This window comes from Maritimibacter sp. UBA3975 (genome assembly GCF_002384975.1).
Lineage (GTDB): Bacteria > Pseudomonadota > Alphaproteobacteria > Rhodobacterales > Rhodobacteraceae > Maritimibacter.
Genome location: NZ_DGCP01000007.1, coordinates 69,764 through 85,667, shown reverse-complemented (window position 1 = coordinate 85,667; position 15,904 = coordinate 69,764). Strand labels below are relative to the sequence as shown.

Here is a 15,904-nt window from a genome sequence, read left to right as displayed (position 1 = left end):
CTGTGTCAGTTGAAGTACTCGATATGGGCGTTCGCCCGCAGCTCGGCGAGGTAGTCGTTGGCGAGCGCCCCGATCCGCTGGTTGCGCAGCGCGTCGGCCACCTGTGCGCGGCTCACGCTGTCGGGCACATCGTTACGGCGGTTGCACAGCATGAGAAAGACGAGCGCACCGCTGCCGCTGACGAGGTTCGTGGACACCTCGCCGGGGTCGAGGTTGGCCAGTTCGGCGCGGTAGCTGGTGGGAACCGCGCCGGTGGGCAGTTCCTCACGCACGAGCTGGTCGGCGGGCAGGCCGCGCGCGATCGGGTAGAGGTCGTCGCAGATCTGCACTTCGGCGCGGATGCGTGCGGCTTCGGCCAGCGCCCGTTCGCTGCGCCCGCCGGGAATGAAGAAGGCCGCGTATTCGAGCAGCGTGCCGACGTTCGTGTTGCGCACCGTCTCGCGCTCACGCACGAAATAGACGGCGACGCCCACATCGGGCAGGACCACCGGGCGGCTCGTGCCGCCTTCGCGCACGCCGCGCAGGGCGGCCTGGGCAGGCGCAGGCAGGGCCTGCATGTCGATCCAGTCGCGCTGACCATTGTTGAGGCGCGAGGACACGATGGAAAAGCGTTTGGCGGCGTCCGAGAATTCCTCGGAGGTCGTGATCTTGGACAGGCGTTCGGCCCGCATGCGGGACGCCTTGAGGCTCGCCTCCGACGAGGCGGGCAGCACGATCTCGGTCAGGAGCAGCTTTTCGCCCGGCGTCGGCTCGGCCTCGGCATAGGCGCGGTCGACTTCGCTTTGCGTGATGATGACCGACTGGAGGAACTTCGCGCGCGCCACTTCGCGCCAGGTCACCCCGGCGCTCACGAAATCGCGGAAGGTTTCGGCGGCGATGCCTTGCTGGGCCAGAAGCGTGAGGAACTGTTCCACGTCCAGATTGCCGCGTGCTGCGAATTCGGCCATGCCGGTGCGCACAGCTTCCGCGTCGGCGGTGATGCCGAGGCGCTCGGCCTCTTCGAGCTGAAGCTTCTCGTTGATGAGCTGGTCGACCGCGAGCTGGCCGATGTCGCCCGGCGCGTTCAGCAGCCTCAGGAAGGCCATGCGCTGGCTTCGCTCGTAATAGGTGACGGCGGAGTCGTCGACCTTGGCCACCGGGGCGAAGAGGTTTTGCGCCGTGCCCGGTGCGGCGAGAAGCGTCAGCCCGAGGGCCGCGCCCGCGATGAGCCGTGCTCCGGCTGCGGTTGCCCTTGTCCAGCGGGTCAAAGCCGTGAATGTCGTCATCTGCCCAACCTTGTCGTGTTTTCGTCCCTGGCCGGGAGACTTGCCCCACCCCCCGGTTTCGCAAGCACAATAATCGGAACTGACCGGCGGTGCGAGGGGGAATCTGCCCCGGCTTCGGGCTTTTGGGGGCGTTTGCCCCCGCAAACCGGCGATATGCGGTGGAGACGCGGGGTTCAGCCCACCATATCTGGCGTGGCGATTCCCGCCTGTGGGCGCGGTTGCACCCGGCCCGGCTTGGTGATTGAGTGTGGCACAACGCGCCCGCGGGCGCCGGAATTTCACCCACAGGAGAGAGTATGACCGACGCCATCACCCCCGTTTTCGCCCCCCTCGACATCGACACGCTGGCCGAGGCCGAGGGCCGGGTCGTGGTCCTCGTGGCCGAAGGCAGCAGCCTCGACAAAGGTGCGCGCCGGGTGAACCGGCTGATGAAAGGTGCGCTGGAACGCTATCTGGACGGTGAGGCTTTCGGAAAGCAGAAAGCGGGGCAATCCACCGTTCTGGCCTATCCTTCGGGCATGAAAGCAGAAGCGGTCGAGGTGGTGAAGGTGGACAAGCGCCTGACCCCCGAGTTGGCCCGCAAGGTGGGCGCCGTCGTCGGGGCCGCGCTGAGCGGCCAGTCCGTCACGGTCGTTGCCGGGTCGCACAAGAACCTTGACCAGCTTGCCCTGGGCGCCGTCCTGCGCGCCTATGCCTTCAAGGCACGCAAGACCGGCGAAGCGGCCGAGGTGAAAGAAACGTCCCTCACGATCCAGACCGGGCAGCCGGAACAATGGACCCCGACGGTCGAGGGCGTGATGGCCGTGGCCGAAGGCGTGTTCCTGACCCGCGATCTCGTGAACGAGCCGTCCAACATCCTCACCACCACCGAGTTCGCGGCGCGTGCGCAGGCGCTCTCGGACCTCGGGATCGAGGTCGAGGTGCTGGAGGAGCCGGAGCTGGAGAAGCTCGGGATGCGCGCGCTGCTGGCGGTCGGGCAGGGGTCCGAGGCCCCGTCCAAGGTCGTGGTGATGCAGTGGAAGGGCGGCAAGAGCGGCGACAAGCCCGTGGCACTCGTCGGCAAGGGCGTGGTGTTCGATTCCGGCGGCATTTCGATCAAGCCGGGGGCGGGCATGGAAGACATGACGATGGATATGGGTGGCGCAGGCACCGTGACCGGCGTGATGAAAACGCTCGCGATGCGCAAGGCCAAGGCGAATGTCGTGGGCCTCATCGGTCTGGTCGAGAACATGCCGGACGGCAAGGCGCAGCGTCCCGGCGATATCGTGACGACGATGAAGGGCGACACGGTCGAGATCATCAACACCGACGCCGAGGGGCGCATGGTGCTGTGCGACGTGCTCTGGTACGCGCAGGAGCGGTTCGAGCCGGTGGCGATGGTCGACCTCGCCACCCTCACCGGGGCCTGCGTCATCGCGCTGGGGCATGAGAACGCGGGCGTGTTCTCCAATGACGACGACTTCTGCAAATCCTTCCTCAAGGCCGCCGAAACCGAGGAGGAGGGCGCGTGGCGTCTGCCGCTCGGCGCGGCCTATGACAAGCAACTCGAAAGCGCGAAGGCGGATTTCAAGCATGTCGGCGGGCGGCCTGCGGGCGCGATCACGGCGGCGCAGTACCTTCAGCGGTTCGTGAAGGAGGGCGTGCCGTGGATTCACCTCGACATCGCAGGCGTCGCGGATGTGAAGGCGCCGACGGCGTTCGCGCCCAAGGGCGCGACCGGCTGGGGCGTGCGCGCGCTCGACCGGATGATCGCGGACAATTACGAGGGGTGAGATGGGCGAGGCCTATTTCTATCACATGACACGCACCCCGCTGGAGGAGACGCTTCCCGCGCTTCTCGGGCGGGCGCGCGAGCAGGATTGGCGCGTGGTGGTGCGGGGCCGCAACGAGGCGCGGCTCAGGTGGCTTGATGAACGGCTTTGGCTGGGCGACGGGTTTCTGCCGCACGGGCTGTCGGGCGGGCCACATGACGCGGACCAGCCGATCCTGTTGACGGCGGGCGGCGAGGCGGCGGAGTGCGTCGTGTCGATGGACGGGGCCGAGGTCGCGCCTGAGGAAGTCACCACGGCGGCGCGGGTCATGATCCTGTTCGACGGGAACGACGACGGGGCCGTTGAGCGGGCACGGGAACAGTGGCGGCAGATGTCGGGCGCTGGGGTCGGCGCGAAATACTGGAGCCAGGAGACCGGCCGCTGGGCTTTGAAGGCCGAGAGCGCGGGGCGGGCGGCGGCCACGCCGGAGTGAGGCGTCGAGCCCGCGACGGCTGCGTTGGTCGCTGACACAACGCTCCACCACACAAAACGCCGCCCCGGTCCACAGGGCGGCGTTGCTTTTTCGGGGGTGTCCGATCAGGACATGACGTCGTAGGCGCGCTCACCATGGACGGCGAGGTCGAGTCCGTTGGTTTCGGTTTCCTCGTCCACACGCAGGTGTGTGACGAGCGAGATCGCCTTGATGAGCACATAGGTCACGACCACCGTGAACACGCCGACGATGGCGAGCGACCCGGCCTGCGCGGCCCAGCTGCCCGCACCGAAGAGCGCGATCATCAGCGTGCCGAAGATGCCGCCGACGCCGTGGACGGCGAAGACGTCGAGCGTGTCGTCGATCTTGAGCCGGTTGCGGATGAAGTTCACCGCTTCCTGACACAGGATGCCCGCGACGCCGCCGATCACCAGCGCCTCGATGGGGCCGACGAAGCCGGAGGCCGGGGTGATCGAGGCGAGGCCCGCGATGGTCCCGGTCACGATGCCGACGAGGGAAGCGCGGCCGAACTTGATCTTCTCCCACAGCGCCCAGGTGAGAGAGGCGGTCGCGGCGGAGATATGCGTGACGGTGAGCGCCATTGCGGCCCCGCCGTCAGCGGCGAGCTGCGAGCCGCCGTTGAAGCCGAACCAGCCGACCCAGAGCATCGAGGCGCCGATCATCACGAAGCCGGGCGAATGCGGCGGCTTTTTCTGGTCGCGGCGCGGGCCGAGGAAGACCGAGATCATGATCGCGGCGAGGCCCGCGGTTTCGTGCACCACGATGCCGCCCGCGAAGTCGCGCACGCCCGTCTCGCCGAAGATCCCGCCGTCGGACAGGAATCCGCCGCCCCAGATCCAATGGACCACCGGCGCATAGCACAGAAGCATCCAGAGGCCCGAGAAGGCGAGGACGAAACCGAAGCCGATCCGCTCCACATAAGCGCCGACGATCAGTGCCGGGGTGATGATCGCGAAGGTCATCTGGAAGGCGAAGAACAGGATCTCCGGGATCGTGCCTGCGAGCGCGTCCGGCCCGATGCCGAGGAGGAACATCTTCTCCAGCCCGCCCCAGACCGCGTTCCCGTCGCCGAAGGCGATCGTGTAGCCGAAAGCGAGCCACAGGATGCTCATGAGTGCTGCAATGGCATAGACATGCATGAAGACGGACAGCACGTTGCGCGCGCGTACCAGCCCCCCGTAGAAAAGCGCCAGTCCCGGCAATGTCATGAACAGCACGAGTGCTGTCGCCACGATGATCCAGGCGGTATCTGCCCCGTTCATAGTCCCCTCCACTTGATTAGGTGGGAGGGTGTCTAGGGGGCCGGGGCGTCAGGGCAAGCCTCATTCTTGTGCGCTTTGCGCATTTGTGGCGCAGTTCTGGAAACGCTTTGAAAATGTGCGCAGGACTCACCTTGGCGCACATAAAACGGGCAGAACGCGAACTCAGGCGCTGGAGGCACCGGCAAGGAGCGCGAGGGCATGATCGCGGGCGGCAGCGCGGACGCCGGCGCGACCGAGGGCGCCGAAGTCGACGGTCTCGACCTGAGTGGTGCCGGCGCGGGCGAGGCCGAAACAGACGCGGCCCTCCGGCTTGTGCTCGGACCCGCCGGGGCCGGCGATGCCGGTGATGGACACGGCGAGGTCGGCCTCGGAGCGGGCCAGCGCGCCATCGGCCATCTCGCGAGCGACCGCTTCGGAGACGGCCCCGTGCGCTTCAAGCGTGGCGGGCGAGACGCCCAGCATCGCGATCTTGGCAGCGTTGGAATAGGTGATGAACCCGCGCTCGTAGACGTCCGACGACCCGGCGATGTCGGTCAGGGCTGCGCCGACCATGCCGCCGGTGCAGCTTTCCGCCGTGGCGATTTTCAGCCCGGCGGCGCGGCAGAGGTCGAGGAGGCGGGCCGGGTCCATCGTCACACCATGATGGCGAGGTGGCTGAGGGCTGCGGCGGCCAGAACCGTGAGGGCGGCGAAGACACCCGCGATCACGTCGTCGAGCATGACGCCGACAGGATCGTTGCGCCGGTCGACCCGGCCCACGAGCCAGGGTTTCCAGATGTCGAACAGGCGGAAGGCGAGGAAGCCCACGACCCAGCCGGGCCAGAGCGCGAGCATGTCGGCCCCGACGCCTGCCGCGCCGATGGAGACCGGCAGGATGGCGATGCCTTGCCCCACCACCTCGTCGATGACGATCTCGGAAGGGTCATGGTCGCCGCCCTCGGAGGTGATGATCCGGGTGGCGGCGAGACCGCCGAAATAGGTGACGACGAGCGCGACGGCGAGAAGCAGCGGCCCGCCGAGTTCGAGGGGGACGAACCGCTGCCCGATCTCGTGCAGCGCCCAGATGAAGGGCAGTGCGGCAAGCGAGCCCCAGGTGCCGGAGGCGGGCCGAAGGTAGCCCACGAAGAAGAAGGTGGCGAAGAGGCGGCTCATGGGCGCACCAGCGTGGCGACGGCCTGTGCCGCGATGCCTTCGCCCCGGCCGGTAAAGCCCAGCCGCTCGGAGGTGGTCGCCTTGACGCTGACGCGGTCGGCCTCAAGCCCCATGATCCGGGCGAGTTCCGCGCGCATGGCGCCGGCGTGGGGTCCGATTTTCGGCATTTCGCAGATCAGCGTCACGTCACAGTTCGACACGCGGTATCCCTTGGAGGTGGCGAGGTCGACGGCGTGGCGCAGGAAGATTTCGCTGGCTGCACCCTTCCACTCGTCGTCGGACGGCGGGAAATGCTGGCCGATGTCGCCCTCGGCAAGTGCGCCATAGATCGCGTCGGTCAGGGCGTGCATTCCCACATCCGCATCCGAATGGCCCTTGAGCGCGCGCTCATGCGGCACGGTGACGCCGCAGAGTGTGACCGCGTCTCCGGTGGTGAAGGCATGCACGTCGAACCCCGTGCCGGTGCGTATGTCCACGCGACCTCCCATCAGTTCTTCGGCGCGGGCGAAGTCGTCCGGGCCTGTGATTTTGAGATTGCGTTCGTCGCCCGCGACGATGGTGACGTCAAGTCCGGCAGACCGTGCCACGGCCACGTCATCGGCGGCGTCGCCGGGATGGGCGCGGTGTGCGTCGAGATAGGCAGCGTAGCGAAAGCCCTGCGGCGTCTGGGCGCGGTAGAGCCCGTCGCGATCGCGGGTGCCGGTGACGCGGTCGTCCGCACCGGTCCAGAGCGCGTCGGTGACGGCGAGTGCGGGGGCGGCCCCGCCCGCGTGGTCCAGCGCGTCGATCACGCGGTCGATGAGGTCCGGGGTGGCGAGGGGGCGGGCGATGTCGTGGATCAGGACGCCGTCGGGCGGATCGCCCGCGAGCGCCTCGAGCCCCGCCGCAACGCTGGCATGGCGGGTGGCGCCGCCCGTGGCGACGATTACGTCGGTGAACGTGTCGGCCTGTCCCATGTCGTCAGGGTGCAGGACCACGACGATCCGGCCCACGCGGGGGTGGCCCGCGAAGGCGGCCAGCGTCCAGTCCGCCACGCGGCGACCGGCCAGCGCGCGCCACTGTTTCGGCACGTCCCCTCCGGCCCGTGTCCCGCGTCCCGCGGCGACGATGATTGCGGCGATTTCCATGAGGGTCGTTTACGCGTTGCCCGTTTGGAGGACAATGGCGTGCGAAGCCCCCGTGCATCTTGCCCAAAAATAAGGCAGAAGCAGAAAAGACCGGGAGCGGAACGCCACTTATTTGCGCTCTTTTCCCCGGTCTCCTATATCGAAGGCAAATGCACAAGGATTAAGCAGTGGCACTCTGCCTGTCCGACAACCTGACCCTCGACCCGCCCGTTTTCCTGGCCCCCATGGCCGGGATCACGGATTTGCCGTTCCGCGACCTCGTCTCGTCCTTCGGGGCGGGGCTTGTCGTGTCGGAGATGGTGGCGAGCCAGGAGATGGTTCAGGCCAAGCCCGGCACGCGCGAGCGCGCCGAGCTGGGCATGGAGCTTGCGAACACCGCCGTGCAGCTTGCCGGTCGCGATCCCTACTGGATCGGGGAGGCCGCACGGATGGTGGAGGCCAACGGGGCGCGGATGATCGATATCAACATGGGATGCCCGGCAAAGAAGGTCGTGGGCGGGCTGTCCGGCTCGGCGCTCCTGCGTGACCTGCCTCTGGCGCTGCGGCTGATCGAAGCGGTCGTGGAGGCGGTCGAGATACCGGTGACGCTCAAGACCCGGTTGGGCTGGGACGACGGGCTGATGAATGCGCCGGACCTCGCGCGGCAGGCCGAGGCTGCCGGGGTCCGCATGATCACCATCCACGGGCGCACGCGCTGCCAGTTTTACAAGGGGTGCGCCGACTGGGCCGCGATCCGGGCCGTGACCGAGTCGGTCGACATTCCGGTGATCGCGAATGGTGACATCACATCCACCGAGACGGCACGCGTCGCGCTGGATGCGTCGGGCGCGGACGGCGTCATGGTCGGGCGCGGCACCGGCGGGCGACCCTGGCTGATCGCCGAAATCGCGGCGGAGCTGTTCGGGACGCAGGCGCCGGAGGTGCCCGAGGGTTCGGCGCTGACCGACATGGTGCAGGGGCACTACGAGGCCTCGCTGAGGTTCTATGGCGACGCGCTGGGGAAACGCGTCATCCGCAAACACCTGGGTTGGTACATGGACGAGGCGGGCACGGCACCGGATCTGCGCCGCGCCGTTCTGTCGGAGCCGGAGCCCGCGACCGTGCTCAGGCTGATCCCCGAGGCGCTCGAACCGGTCAGGGAGGCTGCATGATGGACACCGAAACCCTGTGGAACGCGCTGCCCGTGCCGGGCCTCATCATCGATGCGGAGGATTGCATCGTCGAGGCGAACTCGGCCGCCGAGGCGTTTCTCAACACCTCCGCACGCAGCCTGAACGGCAAGCCGGTGCTCGACCACCTTGCGATCGCGACCAACATGGACAGCGCCTTCGAACGGGTGCGGCGCGACAACGGCGCGATGTTCATCAATTCGGTGGACGTGGGCACGGGGACGACGGCGCCGGTGGAATGCAATATCCAGATCGCGCCACTGGTGCGGTCGGACGACCGGCTCCTGATGCTGCTGGAGCCGCGCAAGCTGGCCGAGAAGATGGGCAAGGCGCAGGGGGTGAAATCCGCCGCGCGTTCGGCCATCGGCATGGCAGAAATGCTGGCGCACGAGATCAAGAACCCACTCGCCGGGATCACCGGGGCGGCGCAGCTTCTGTCGATGAACCTGTCGGCGGACGATCTTGAGCTGACGGACCTGATCGTGGCCGAGAGCCGGCGGATCGTGGCGCTTCTCGAACAGGTGGAGCAGTTCGGCAACCTTCGCCCGCCTGACCGGCGCGAGGTGAACGTGCATGACCTGCTGGACCGCGCGCAGAAGTCGGCGGAAGTGGGCTTTGCGGCCAAGATGAAGATCCAGGAGGATTACGACCCCTCGCTGCCGCCGACCTTCGTGGACCCGGATCAACTGATGCAGGTGTTCCTCAACCTGCTCAAGAACGCAGCCCAGGTGGCCGACGATTCTGGCGGCGAGATCCGCATCCGCACTTTCTATGACCATTCGCTGCGCCTGCGGCGCATGGACGGCACCGGGAACCGGCTGCCGCTTCAGGTCGAGATCATCGACAACGGTCCCGGTATTCCGCCGGAGATCATCGACCAAATCTTCGAGCCCTTCGTTTCGGGCCGCGAGAACGGCACCGGGCTCGGCCTCGCACTCGTGTCGAAAATCATCTCGGACCACGACGGATGGGTGTCCGTCGATTCGGTGCCGGGCAAGACGGTGTTCCGGATTTCGCTTCCGGTCGCCCCGAAAGAGAAGGAGTAACTCCCATGGACGGCACCGTACTTGTCGCGGACGACGACCGCACCATCCGCACGGTTTTGACGCAGGCGCTGACGCGGGCGGGGTGCCGGGTGCATGCCACATCCTCGCTGGTCACGCTGAAACGCTGGGTCGAGGAAGGGCGCGGGGATCTTGTGATCTCGGACGTGATGATGCCCGACGGCAACGGGCTCGAGGCGCTGCCGGAGATCGCGGAGCTGCGCCCGGACCTTCCGGTGATCGTCATTTCGGCGCAGAACACCATCATGACGGCGATTCAGGCGGCCGAGGCGGAGGCGTTCGATTATCTGCCCAAGCCGTTCGACCTGCCGGACCTGATGAAACGGGCCGCACGGGCGCTGGAGCAGAAGCGCCGCGCGCCTGTTGCCCGGACCGGGACCGAAGAGGGGCACGGCGACCTGCCGCTCGTGGGTCGCACGCCGGCGATGCAGTCGCTCTATCGCCTTGTGGCGCGGGTGATGAACACCGAGCTTCCGGTGCTCATCACGGGCGAGAGCGGGACGGGCAAGAGCCTGATCGCGCGGGCGATCCACGACTTTTCCGACCGGCGCAACCTGCCGTTCGTGGTGGTCACGGCCGATGATCTGACGCCCATCGACGGGCCGGCGCGGGTGCTGTCGAAAGCCGGGCAGGGCACGATCCTGTTCGACGAGATCGGCGATCTGGAGGCCGAGGCGCAGGCGCGGATTACCCGGATGCTCGACAGCCTCACCGACCCCAGCCCGCGGATCATCGCGACATCGCAGAACGACCTGTCCAAGCGGATCAAGGACGGCGCGTTCCGGCAGGACCTTTATTACCGCCTCGGCGGTGTGACGATCCCGGTGCCTGCGCTGCGCGAGCGGCTGGAGGATATTCCGTCGCTCGCCGAGCATTTCCTTGCACGCGCCGAGCGGGACGGGATGACGCCGCGCGCGCTTGCCAAGGAAGCGACCGAGGTGCTGCGCGCCTATCCGTGGCCCGGCAACGTGCGCCAGCTGGAAAACACCATTCAGCGCCTGATGGTCACGGGCTCGGAGGCCGAGATCACGCGGGCCGAGGTCGAAGCCACGCTTGGCGCCCCTGCGGGCGGGCCGGTGCCGGCTGCGGACGAAGGCGAGAAGCTGTCATCGAGCGTCGCGCGCCACCTCAAGCGCTATTTCGACCTGCACGGGGGCACGCTGCCACCGCCGGGCCTCTACCAGCGGGTGCTCAAGGAAATCGAAGTGCCGCTGATCGAGATTGCGCTTGATGCAACGGGCGGCAATCAGGCCAAATGCGCCGATCTGCTGGGCATCAACCGGAATACATTGCGCAAGAAGATCACCGAGTTGGAAATCGAGGTGACACGGCGCCGCAAATTGATGTAAAACTGCCACAGACGCGACCCTGGGGGTGTCGTTTCAGGCACAATTCAGGCGCGAATGACGGGCGCGAACAGGGCTGAGGCACGCCCGGCCCGATCTCGGAGCAGTTGAGAATGGCGGCGCGCGGCGCAAAACGTGAATGGACATGGGACAGGCTGGCGCGCCTGCGCAGGTTGCGCCGGGTGCAGTCGGCCGCGACCGTGGGCGTGGTCATTCTGGGCCCGTTCCTTGCCGTCGCGACCTACCTGATTCTCGGACCGCTCAATCAGGGCGCGGCAAGTTCCGCCCTGCGGCTCATCCTGCTGGCCGATTTCGTCTATGTTCTGGCCGTCGCGGCGCTGGTCATGTCCGGCGTGGCCCGGATGATCGCCGCGCGGCGGGCCATGTCGGCGGGATCGCGCCTGCACATGCGCCTGACCGGTGTGTTCGCCATCATCGCGCTCATCCCGACGGTTCTGGTGGCCATTTTCGCGGTGCTCACGGTCAACGTCGGTCTCGAGGGCTGGTTTTCGGACAGGGTGAGTCGGGTGGTGGGCAACTCGCTCGAGGCCGCGCAGGCCTATGAGGAGGAGCATCGCAGCGGGCTGGTGGAAGACGCCGAGTCGCTGGCGGCCTATCTCAACCTCTCGAAAGAGGCGAACCGCTTTCTGACCGACGCACAGCTCAGGCAGGCGCTTCAGCAGGCGCAGAGCCAGATTCAGCGCGGGCTGCGCGAGGCTTTCGTGATCGACGGGGATGGCGAAATCCGGGTGCGTGGGGACCGGTCATACCTGTTCGACTACGAGGAACCCAGCGCCGACGATCTGGCGCGCGCGATGGAGGGTGAAACGGTCGTGATCGAGGACTGGGACATCAATGAATTCCGCGCCCTCGTGCGCATGGGCAGCTTTCCCGACCACCTGCTTTACGTCAGCCGCAGCGTGGATGGCGAGGTTCTGAGCCTGCTGGACGAGACGCAGGAAACGGTGATGTTCTATCAGCAGCTCGAAAACCAGAGGGGCCGCGTCCTGTTCGAGTTCGGGCTGATCTATCTGGGCTTCGCAGCGATCCTGATCCTAGCAGCGACGTGGCTTGGCATGTGGTTCGCCGAGCGTCTGTCGCGCCCGGTCGGGCGGCTTGCGGGGGCTGCGCAACGGGTGGGCGAAGGCGACCTTGACGTGCAGGTGATCGAAGAGGACGGCGACGATGAAATCGCCACGCTGGGCCGCCAGTTCAACGCCATGACCCGCCAGCTCAAGGCGCAGCGTGATACGCTGGTGGCGAGCGCGGACCAGATCGAAACGCGGCGGCGGCTGTTCGACAGTGTGCTGTCATCGGTCACGGCGGGCGTCGTGGGGCTGGATGCGGAAGGCAAGGTGACGTTCCTGAACCGCGCGGCGGCGCGTCTGCTCGACCTTGCCGGGCCGGACCCCAGCCATGTGCCGCTGTCGCTGTTGGTGCCGGAGTTCGGCCCGCTGTTCGACCGGCTGCGCAACGAAGCGCGCAGCCAGGTGCAGGAGGAGCTGGGGCTGACCCGGATGGGCAAGGCCGAGCGACTGCTGGTGCGGATCGCGCGGCGCTATTCCGACGAGGGGGAGCTCGAGGGCTTCGTGATCGCCTTCGACGATGTCACCGATCTGGTCAGTGCGCAGCGCATGGCGGCGTGGGGCGACGTCGCGCGCCGTATCGCGCATGAGATCAAGAACCCACTGACGCCCATCGCGCTGTCGGCCGAGCGCATCAACCGCAAATATGGGCGGATGATGGAAGGTGAGAATGCCGAGAAGCTGGAGGAGCTGACCGGGACCATCGTGCGCCAGACCGATATCCTGCGCCGGATCGTGGACGAGTTTTCCAAGTTCGCGCGGATGCCCGAACCTGAAAAGAAGCCCACGGACCTTGCCAAACTCCTGCGCGACGCGGTGGTGTTACAGGAGGCCGGGCAGGAGGCCGTGACGTTCGCGGCCGATATTCCCGCCGGGGCGTTGCCTGCGGAACTGGACGAGTCCATGATCGGCCAGGCCTTCACCAATCTTATCAAGAACGCGGGCGAAGCAATTGAAACCCTGCAGGAAAAAGGTGCGCCGGACGGTCATTCGCCCGAGATCCGTGTCGCGCTGACCATTGAGGGTGAGCAGGCGCGCATCACCATCGCCGACAACGGCGTGGGGCTGCCTGCCGACCGCGCGCGGCTTTTCGAGCCTTACGTCACCACCCGCGACAAGGGCACCGGCCTTGGCCTGCCCATCGTGAAGAAGATCATCGAAGAACACGGCGGCACGCTCGCCCTGACCGACGCGCCGGATTTCGGCTCGGGACAGGTCGGGGCGATGGCCGTCATCACACTGCCACTTCCGGCCGCTGCGGGTGTGTCCCGCGCCGCCGAATGACCGAGTTGAGGGCCCCATGACCGACATTCTGATCGTCGACGATGAACGCGATATCCGAGAGCTCATTTCGGATATTCTGGAGGACGAGGGCTACACCACACGAAAGGCGGGCACCTCGGACGAGGCGATGGCGGCGGTCGAGAAACAGCCGCCCGCGCTCATGATCCTCGACATCTGGCTCAAGGACAGCACGATGGACGGGATCGACATCCTCAAGGCGGTCAAGCGCGACCACCCGGAGGTGCCGGTGGTCATCATTTCGGGTCACGGCAACATCGAGATCGCGGTAGCGGCGATCAAGCAGGGGGCCTACGACTTCATCGAAAAGCCCTTCAACATCGACCAGTTGATGGTCGTGATCGGACGGGCGATGGAAACCTCGCGCCTGCGCCGTGAGAACGTGGAGTTGAAGCGCAAGGGAACCGGGCCGGTCGACATGATCGGGACAAGTGCGGCCTTCAAGTCACTGAAATCCAACCTGGAAAAGGTCATGCGCTCGAACGGGCGCGTGTTGCTCACCGGGCCTGCGGGGTCGGGCAAGGAACTGGCCGCGCGCACCATCCATGCGGGGTCGGACCGCGCGGGGGCGCCCTTCATCATCGTGAACTCCGCCGCCGTGGCGCCGGACCAGATGGAAGAAGTGCTGTTCGGGCGCGAAAACAGCGAGCGCGGCGTCGAGGAAGGTCTGCTGGAGCAGGCCAACGGCGGGGTGATCTATTTCGACGAGGTGGCGGACATGCCGCCGGGCACGCAGTCCAAGATCCTGCGCGTTCTGGTCGAGCAGAGTTTCACCCGCGTCGGCGGGAGCGAGAAGATCGAGGTGGATGTGCGCGTGATTTCGTCCACCACCCGCGATCTGATGGCCGAGATCGAGGCGAAGCGCTTTCGCGAAGAGCTGTTTCACAGGCTGAACGTGGTCCCGATCAGCGTGCCGCCGCTGGCCGACCGGCGTGAGGATATTCCGGTGCTGGCCGAGCATTTCATTGCCGTGTTCAACGCCACGCAGGGCCTGCCGCTGCGCGATGTTTCGGACGAGGCGGTGGCGGTGCTTCAGTCGATGCCGTGGCCCGGCAACGTGCGCCAGCTCAAGAACGTGGTGGAGCGCGTGCTGATCCTTGGCGACGGGACCGGGCCGATCGGCGCGGGCGACCTGCCGGGGGCCGAGGGGCCGGAACTGGGCTCGGGCGTCGGTGGGGCTGTCGTGCTGCCCACGGCGCTTGCCACGCTCCCGCTGCGCGAGGCGCGCGAGGCGTTCGAGCGGGAATACCTGATGACGCAGATCAACCGGTTCGGCGGCAATATCTCCCGCACCGCGAGTTTCGTCGGGATGGAGCGGTCCGCGCTTCACCGCAAGCTCAAGAGCCTCGGGATCGTGACCGGCACCAAGTCGGGCGCGCGCGTGGCCTATGTCGCCGAGGACGGCGAGGATCAGGCCGAGGCCTCCTGATTGACCCTTCCGGGTTTCCCTGCCAAGGGTTGAGCGACGACAAAGCGGGATGTCCGAATGAAAGTCATCATCTGCGGCGCGGGCCAGGTCGGCTGGCAGATTGCGCGCCACCTGTCGGGGGAACGCAACGACGTCACGGTCGTGGACAACAACCCCGACCTCGTTGCCCGCGCGACCGAGACGCTGGACGTGCAAGGGATCACCGGCTTCGCCTCCTACCCGGATGTGCTGGATCAGGCGGGCGCGCGTGACGCCGACATGGTGATCGCGGCGACCTATTCGGACGAGGTGAACATGGTCACCTGCCAGGTGGCGCACTCCGTCTTCGCCGTGCCGCGCAAGATCGCGCGGCTCAGGGCGCAAAGCTACCTCACCGCGATTTACCGCGACCTTTACCGGCAGGATCACCTGCCCATCGACGTGGTCATCAGCCCCGAGCGCGAGGTGGCCGAGGCCGCGCTGCGCCGGTTGCAGGCCCCGTCGGCCTTCGACACCGAGCGGTTCCTGGATGACCGAGCGACGCTTCTGGGCATCGCGCTCGACGAGGATTGCCCGGTGCTCAACACGCCGCTGCGCCAGCTCACCGACCTGTTCTCGACGCTGAACGCGGTGGTGGTGGGCGTGCGCCGGGAGGGCACGCTCTTTGCGCCCGAGGCAAACGACCAGTTGTTCGAGGGCGACCAGATCTACGTCTTCTCCGAGACCAAGGACGTGAACCGCACGCTGGAGATTTTCGGCAAGCAGGTGCGCCGGCAGGAGCGTGTTGTGATCCTTGGCGGTGGCAATGTCGGCCGCGCCGTGGCCGAGGCGCTGGAGACCCGGACCGACCGGGTGCGCGCCAAGATCATCGAGCTGGATCGGGGCGTGGCCGAGCGCGCCGCCGACGCGCTGGAACGGACCGTGGTGCTGCATGGCAACGGGCTTGACCGGGAACTGCTCAAGGAAGCCGGGATCGGTCGGGCGGACGCGATCCTTGCCGTGACCTCGGACGACAAGGTGAACATGCTGGCCGCCGTGCGCGCGCGCAACATGGGCTGCCCGATGTCCATCTGCCTCGTGAACGACCCCTCGCTCGTCCCGTTGATGGAGCCGCTGGGGATCGACGCCTATATCAACCCGCGCCAGACCACGGTTTCCTCGATCCTGCGCCACATCCGACATGGCCGGGTGCGCGGCGTCTATTCCGTGGGCGATGCCGAGGCCGAGGTGATCGAGGCGCAGGTCCTGTCGACCAGCCCGATGGCCGGAAACCGGATCAGCGAGATCGACTTCCCCGAAGGCGTGCTGGTCGGCGGTATCCTGAAGGGCGGCAAATACCTCAAGCCCACCGGATCGACCCGTGTGGACGAGGATGATGTCGTCGTCATTTTCGCGATGGCCGGGGATGTGCCGGAGGTCGAGCGCCTGTTGCAGGTCTCGATCGACTACTTCTAGGGCCC

13 protein-coding genes are annotated in these 15,904 nt (G+C 66.9%); 8 read left to right on the top strand and 5 right to left on the bottom strand.

The window, feature by feature from the left end:
- Positions 1-5: 5 nt before the first annotated feature.
- Positions 6-1,265, bottom strand: coding sequence for a SurA N-terminal domain-containing protein (locus B2585_RS04730; RefSeq protein WP_292020541.1), 1,260 nt, complete (start codon positions 1,263-1,265; stop codon positions 6-8).
- A 296-nt stretch (positions 1,266-1,561) separates the two neighbouring features.
- Here B2585_RS04730 and B2585_RS04725 point away from each other — a divergent pair, with 296 nt between their 5' ends.
- Together B2585_RS04725 and B2585_RS04720 are read left to right on the top strand one after the other, a co-directional pair.
- Positions 1,562-3,037, top strand: a complete 1,476-nt coding sequence (locus tag B2585_RS04725) for a leucyl aminopeptidase (RefSeq protein ID WP_292020539.1) — start codon at positions 1,562-1,564, stop codon at positions 3,035-3,037.
- Between the two features lies 1 nt (position 3,038).
- Complete coding sequence (locus B2585_RS04720; RefSeq protein ID WP_292020537.1) at positions 3,039-3,509, top strand: DNA polymerase III subunit chi; 471 nt, start codon at positions 3,039-3,041, stop codon at positions 3,507-3,509.
- Positions 3,510-3,613: 104 nt separating this feature from the next.
- Here the strand turns inward: B2585_RS04720 and B2585_RS04715 are convergent, their stop codons facing one another.
- The 4 genes from B2585_RS04715 to B2585_RS04700 form a co-directional block, all read right to left on the bottom strand.
- Positions 3,614-4,792: an ammonium transporter gene (locus B2585_RS04715; RefSeq protein WP_292020535.1), complete on the bottom strand. Its 1,179-nt coding sequence runs from the start codon at positions 4,790-4,792 to the stop codon at positions 3,614-3,616.
- A 162-nt stretch (positions 4,793-4,954) separates the two neighbouring features.
- A complete protein-coding gene (locus B2585_RS04710; RefSeq protein WP_292020533.1) occupies positions 4,955-5,422 on the bottom strand; it encodes a CinA family protein in 468 nt (155 codons plus the stop codon).
- Positions 5,423-5,424: 2 nt separating this feature from the next.
- Positions 5,425-5,943 (bottom strand): phosphatidylglycerophosphatase A family protein, encoded by a 519-nt coding sequence (locus B2585_RS04705; RefSeq protein ID WP_292020532.1) that lies wholly within the window; start codon positions 5,941-5,943, stop codon positions 5,425-5,427.
- A complete protein-coding gene (locus B2585_RS04700) occupies positions 5,940-7,070 on the bottom strand; it encodes a bifunctional 2-C-methyl-D-erythritol 4-phosphate cytidylyltransferase/2-C-methyl-D-erythritol 2,4-cyclodiphosphate synthase (RefSeq protein WP_292020530.1) in 1,131 nt (376 codons plus the stop codon). The genes B2585_RS04705 and B2585_RS04700 overlap by 4 nt, the downstream gene beginning before the upstream one ends.
- 167 nt (positions 7,071-7,237) lie before the next feature.
- Here B2585_RS04700 and dusB point away from each other — a divergent pair, with 167 nt between their 5' ends.
- The 6 genes from dusB to trkA all read left to right on the top strand — a co-directional run bounded on the left by dusB (position 7,238) and on the right by trkA (position 15,899).
- Positions 7,238-8,221, top strand: a complete 984-nt coding sequence (dusB, locus tag B2585_RS04695; protein ID WP_292020528.1) for a tRNA dihydrouridine synthase DusB — start codon at positions 7,238-7,240, stop codon at positions 8,219-8,221.
- Positions 8,218-9,285: a two-component system sensor histidine kinase NtrB gene (locus B2585_RS04690; RefSeq protein ID WP_292020526.1), complete on the top strand. Its 1,068-nt coding sequence runs from the start codon at positions 8,218-8,220 to the stop codon at positions 9,283-9,285. Before dusB ends, B2585_RS04690 begins: the two co-directional genes overlap by 4 nt.
- 5 nt (positions 9,286-9,290) lie before the next feature.
- Positions 9,291-10,652: a response regulator gene (locus B2585_RS04685; protein ID WP_292020524.1), complete on the top strand. Its 1,362-nt coding sequence runs from the start codon at positions 9,291-9,293 to the stop codon at positions 10,650-10,652.
- A gap of 110 nt (positions 10,653-10,762) precedes the next feature.
- Positions 10,763-13,018, top strand: coding sequence for a sensor histidine kinase NtrY-like (locus B2585_RS04680; RefSeq protein WP_292020522.1), 2,256 nt, complete (start codon positions 10,763-10,765; stop codon positions 13,016-13,018).
- 16 nt (positions 13,019-13,034) lie between these two features.
- Entirely contained in the window at positions 13,035-14,465 is a 1,431-nt protein-coding gene (locus tag B2585_RS04675) for a sigma-54-dependent transcriptional regulator (protein WP_292020520.1), read from the top strand.
- 57 nt (positions 14,466-14,522) lie between these two features.
- Positions 14,523-15,899, top strand: a complete 1,377-nt coding sequence (gene trkA, locus B2585_RS04670) for a Trk system potassium transporter TrkA (protein WP_292020518.1) — start codon at positions 14,523-14,525, stop codon at positions 15,897-15,899.
- Positions 15,900-15,904: the final 5 nt, after the last annotated feature.

Coding starts and splice junctions, on each gene's coding strand:
- B2585_RS04705 (WP_292020532.1), bottom strand. CDS start 5,943: ATGAGCCGCCTCTTCGCCACCTTCTTCTTCGTGGGCTACCTTCGGCCC.
- B2585_RS04690 (WP_292020526.1), top strand. CDS start 8,218: ATGATGGACACCGAAACCCTGTGGAACGCGCTGCCCGTGCCGGGCCTC.
- B2585_RS04680 (WP_292020522.1), top strand. CDS start 10,763: ATGGCGGCGCGCGGCGCAAAACGTGAATGGACATGGGACAGGCTGGCG.
- B2585_RS04685 (WP_292020524.1), top strand. CDS start 9,291: ATGGACGGCACCGTACTTGTCGCGGACGACGACCGCACCATCCGCACG.
- B2585_RS04700 (WP_292020530.1), bottom strand. CDS start 7,070: ATGGAAATCGCCGCAATCATCGTCGCCGCGGGACGCGGGACACGGGCC.
- B2585_RS04730 (WP_292020541.1), bottom strand. CDS start 1,265: ATGACGACATTCACGGCTTTGACCCGCTGGACAAGGGCAACCGCAGCC.
- B2585_RS04720 (WP_292020537.1), top strand. CDS start 3,039: ATGGGCGAGGCCTATTTCTATCACATGACACGCACCCCGCTGGAGGAG.
- B2585_RS04715 (WP_292020535.1), bottom strand. CDS start 4,792: ATGAACGGGGCAGATACCGCCTGGATCATCGTGGCGACAGCACTCGTG.
- B2585_RS04725 (WP_292020539.1), top strand. CDS start 1,562: ATGACCGACGCCATCACCCCCGTTTTCGCCCCCCTCGACATCGACACG.
- trkA (WP_292020518.1), top strand. CDS start 14,523: ATGAAAGTCATCATCTGCGGCGCGGGCCAGGTCGGCTGGCAGATTGCG.
- B2585_RS04675 (WP_292020520.1), top strand. CDS start 13,035: ATGACCGACATTCTGATCGTCGACGATGAACGCGATATCCGAGAGCTC.
- B2585_RS04710 (WP_292020533.1), bottom strand. CDS start 5,422: ATGGACCCGGCCCGCCTCCTCGACCTCTGCCGCGCCGCCGGGCTGAAA.